Annotated in this window: 7 protein-coding genes and 1 tRNA gene; all 8 read left to right on the top strand. The window is 58.6% G+C overall.

The features are described 5' to 3' along the window. Positions 1–300 precede the first annotated feature (300 nt). The 8 genes from AB5Z52_RS16475 to AB5Z52_RS16440 all read left to right on the top strand — a co-directional run bounded on the left by AB5Z52_RS16475 (position 301) and on the right by AB5Z52_RS16440 (position 2934). Positions 301–954 (top strand): hypothetical protein, encoded by a 654-nt coding sequence (locus AB5Z52_RS16475; protein WP_368267063.1) that lies wholly within the window; start codon positions 301–303, stop codon positions 952–954. Further along, positions 951–1313 (top strand): hypothetical protein, encoded by a 363-nt coding sequence (locus tag AB5Z52_RS16470; RefSeq protein ID WP_174773262.1) that lies wholly within the window; start codon positions 951–953, stop codon positions 1311–1313. Before AB5Z52_RS16475 ends, AB5Z52_RS16470 begins: the two co-directional genes overlap by 4 nt. Next, positions 1303–1467 (top strand): hypothetical protein, encoded by a 165-nt coding sequence (locus AB5Z52_RS16465; RefSeq protein ID WP_368267060.1) that lies wholly within the window; start codon positions 1303–1305, stop codon positions 1465–1467. Before AB5Z52_RS16470 ends, AB5Z52_RS16465 begins: the two co-directional genes overlap by 11 nt. Then, entirely contained in the window at positions 1464–1673 is a 210-nt protein-coding gene (locus AB5Z52_RS16460; protein WP_174773263.1) for a hypothetical protein, read from the top strand. Before AB5Z52_RS16465 ends, AB5Z52_RS16460 begins: the two co-directional genes overlap by 4 nt. Next, positions 1670–1858, top strand: a complete 189-nt coding sequence (locus AB5Z52_RS16455; RefSeq protein ID WP_071478466.1) for a hypothetical protein — start codon at positions 1670–1672, stop codon at positions 1856–1858. Before AB5Z52_RS16460 ends, AB5Z52_RS16455 begins: the two co-directional genes overlap by 4 nt. A 150-nt stretch (positions 1859–2008) precedes the next feature. Further along, positions 2009–2374: a hypothetical protein gene (locus AB5Z52_RS16450; protein ID WP_368267057.1), complete on the top strand. Its 366-nt coding sequence runs from the start codon at positions 2009–2011 to the stop codon at positions 2372–2374. Then, complete coding sequence (locus AB5Z52_RS16445; RefSeq protein ID WP_368267055.1) at positions 2343–2807, top strand: hypothetical protein; 465 nt, start codon at positions 2343–2345, stop codon at positions 2805–2807. The genes AB5Z52_RS16450 and AB5Z52_RS16445 overlap by 32 nt, the downstream gene beginning before the upstream one ends. 51 nt (positions 2808–2858) lie before the next feature. After that, positions 2859–2934 (top strand) — tRNA-Trp (locus tag AB5Z52_RS16440). Positions 2935–2949 lie beyond the last annotated feature (15 nt).

The raw sequence follows: 2949 nt of genomic DNA, 5'->3' as shown, positions 1-2949 counted from the left end.
GCATTCACCCGATTATCGATGAGCCTCCATCGTTTCCGCAGACTGTCTTACGCCTGTTCACGGGTAGCACTCATTGCTGTGACTGGTGCGAGGCACGCTGGAACAAGGTTCACCACACTGGCCGATTGGAATGCCAAAGCCGTCGATGCCCCTACTGCGGGCAATACGAATGCCCCCGAGCCAAAAAACACTGGAAGAAATGCCCCATTTGGACACCGGTAGACCCTCCGGCATGGCTATATCCCGTGTTGGAACGGCTCTGCGAAAGAGATTTGCAACGAATGGCGAAGAAATCGAGGAATGATGCGTGACACGATTCTGTGCCTATGTGACCTGACCGGTGTCATGGCCCGCCCTTGGGTGGAACACGGATACCATGCGGTACTCGTTGACCCGCAGCACGGGGTCACATCCGAGGATGGCGCTTATCTGAAACTCGCCTGCACCATCGTGGAGGCATTCGACCAGATCAGAGGTCTGGTTCGTTCCGGCCGGCTGGCGTTCGTGGCTGGCTTCCCGCCATGTACTGATATGGCGGTGAGTGGTGCCCAATGGTTCCCCCGCAAGTACGAGGCCGACCATTTGTTTCAGGCGAAGGCCGTATCCGTAGCGGAGCAGTGCCGGGTGATCGGTGAGATGAGCGGTGTCCCCTACATGGTGGAGAACCCGGTGTCGGTTCTCTCCAACGTGTTCGGCAAGCCATCCCACACGTTCGACCCGTGTGATTACACGCGGTATGCGCCAGAGGACAACTACACGAAGAAAACCTGTCTTTGGACGGGGGGGGGATTCCAGATGCCGCCTCGCAGCCAGGACATGAGTCTGCCGGCTCCTGACCGGAATCGTATCTGGTACATGAGCGGCAAGGACAGAGCCAACAACCGAAGCAAGACTCCGCTCGGCTTCGCCCGCGCGGTTTACGAAGTCAACCAAGGAAAGGCAACGGAAGAATGAATCTTTTAGATGAAACCAAGAGTGCGATCTCACGAAGCAAGCATTCGACCGATGACGTTCGATTCGTCGGCTCCCGCGACGAGAAGCTGGGAATTCCGTGGAGTCAGGCCGAAAAGGTGCTCGACGTCGATTACGACGACGGCTACGGCGGTCAGGAGATAGCCGCCGATCTGGTCGTGGCGTTCACTGATGGCGGGTTCCTGCGCCGCGAAGAATACGACGGCAGCGAATGGTGGGAATATGAGCCACCGTTCAGAGGCCCGGAGACGCAGAAACCGTTCGGACGCGTGAAGCGGACCTATCCCGCGTACTCGCTTGAGGACATCAATTACCCGATGGAGGCAGACGATGAGCTATAAGGCGAAGATATTCACCCGCGAGGAGTTTCGAGAGGTCGTCGCAGCCGCCATCTACGACTACGAACAAGCGCCCGCGAAATGCCTCTACACGACCAAGGATGCGGCAGACCAACTCTATGACCATTACGGCACGGAAACCGAGGTGGAGGAATGAACGGAGTACAGCTTACCAACCATCTGACCGCGCAATTCGGGGCCTCAGCCCTGAGCCGGTACGAGGCCAGAATCACCGAGGACGGCGGCTTCAGAGACTACCTGTACGCCATGAGCCTCAAACGTCTCAAACGCAAGTGCGAGAGGTACGCGAAACGTGAACGCAAGGCCATCGAATATGTCGCCACGCTCAAGGAGGAATCATGAGCGCGACGAACAACCAGCGTGAGATGATACTCAAATGGCATAAAGGCAAGGCCGCGACACCCGAGTACACGGCGAAACTCCTCGGTTTGCCGTTGAGCGAGGTGCTGTACGTGATCGAGCATCCCGAACCGCCGAAATCACGCGCGGACGCGTGGACACCGGAATTCATCGAACCACTGGTCTGAAAAATACCGATAGACACACGCGAATACATGACTGAATTCAGCGTAAAAACACTGAATCCAACGAAAGACAAAACGAAACCCTCCACCAACAGGCGGAGGGCACGCTCACCAAGGCACCATCATAGCCGGAACGTGGAGGGTTTCAACATAATGTTCATCACCACCGAACCATGCCAATACTGCGGCAGCCGACAGGTCGAGGCACCATGGACGCTCTGCCGGGACTGCCGCCGCGTCTACGCGAAAACGCTCCACCGGCTCCGCCGCGACATGATGCTCCTGCAACAGGTGTCCCGTCACGCCTACAAGCTCGGAGAACCCGGAGCGGGCGGCAAACCGCAAGGAGGCGCGGCGCCCGCGCCCATCAACCTCCACGCGCAGGACATGCTCGACCAGATCGAGGACGGCTTGCAGGACATGTGGAACGAAACCGGCGTGGAAAGCCGTCCGAGATGGCAGACCCTGCTCAGGGACTGCCCGACCTATGCCGCGCCAGCCGTTCGGGACATTGGCTGACATGGCTCATCCACACCTGCGAGCGCATCGAACCGCTCGTGGACCGCAGGCCACGCACGCGCCGGATAATCGGCGTCTGCCCCGAATGCAAACGCGAGATACAGGCCGCGAAGGGCGAATCGCTGCTGCTGTGCAAATGCGGCAACCCCATCAACGTGGCGGAGCTGCGCGAGCGGAGCCAAGCCAAGGCCGAGGCGATGCACCTGACCAAGACCCCTGCGGGCATGAGCCAGTGGCTCAAGGACAACTACGGGTACGAGGTCAGCCGCAAAGTAATCATCATGTGGATACGCCGGGGCAAACTCCCCAGCAGCAAGCCAATAGAAGGCGGATACTACGAATTCAGCATCAGGGAGATAGTCAGCATGGCAATGGCATATTCCAGCCGGCAGTAGGCTGTTGCCACCCCGTGGTATACTCCGTATCAGGATAAGTGCGAAAGCCTCTGGGACATACATCTCAGGGGCTTTACTCATACCCACCTATGCGCGTAGCTCAGCAGGTAGAGCAGCGGTCTCCAAAACCGCAGGTCGTTGGATCGAAGCCAACCGCGCATGCCACGGCTTGCGTACGGT

It is taken from the genome of Enterococcus sp. RTP21361st1_A6_RTP21361_211029 (assembly GCF_040910045.1).
GTDB lineage: Bacteria > Bacillota > Bacilli > Lactobacillales > Enterococcaceae > Enterococcus_D > Enterococcus_D gallinarum.
Note: the sequence above shows the minus strand (reverse complement) of the source record. Positions and strands in the feature narration are given on the sequence as shown.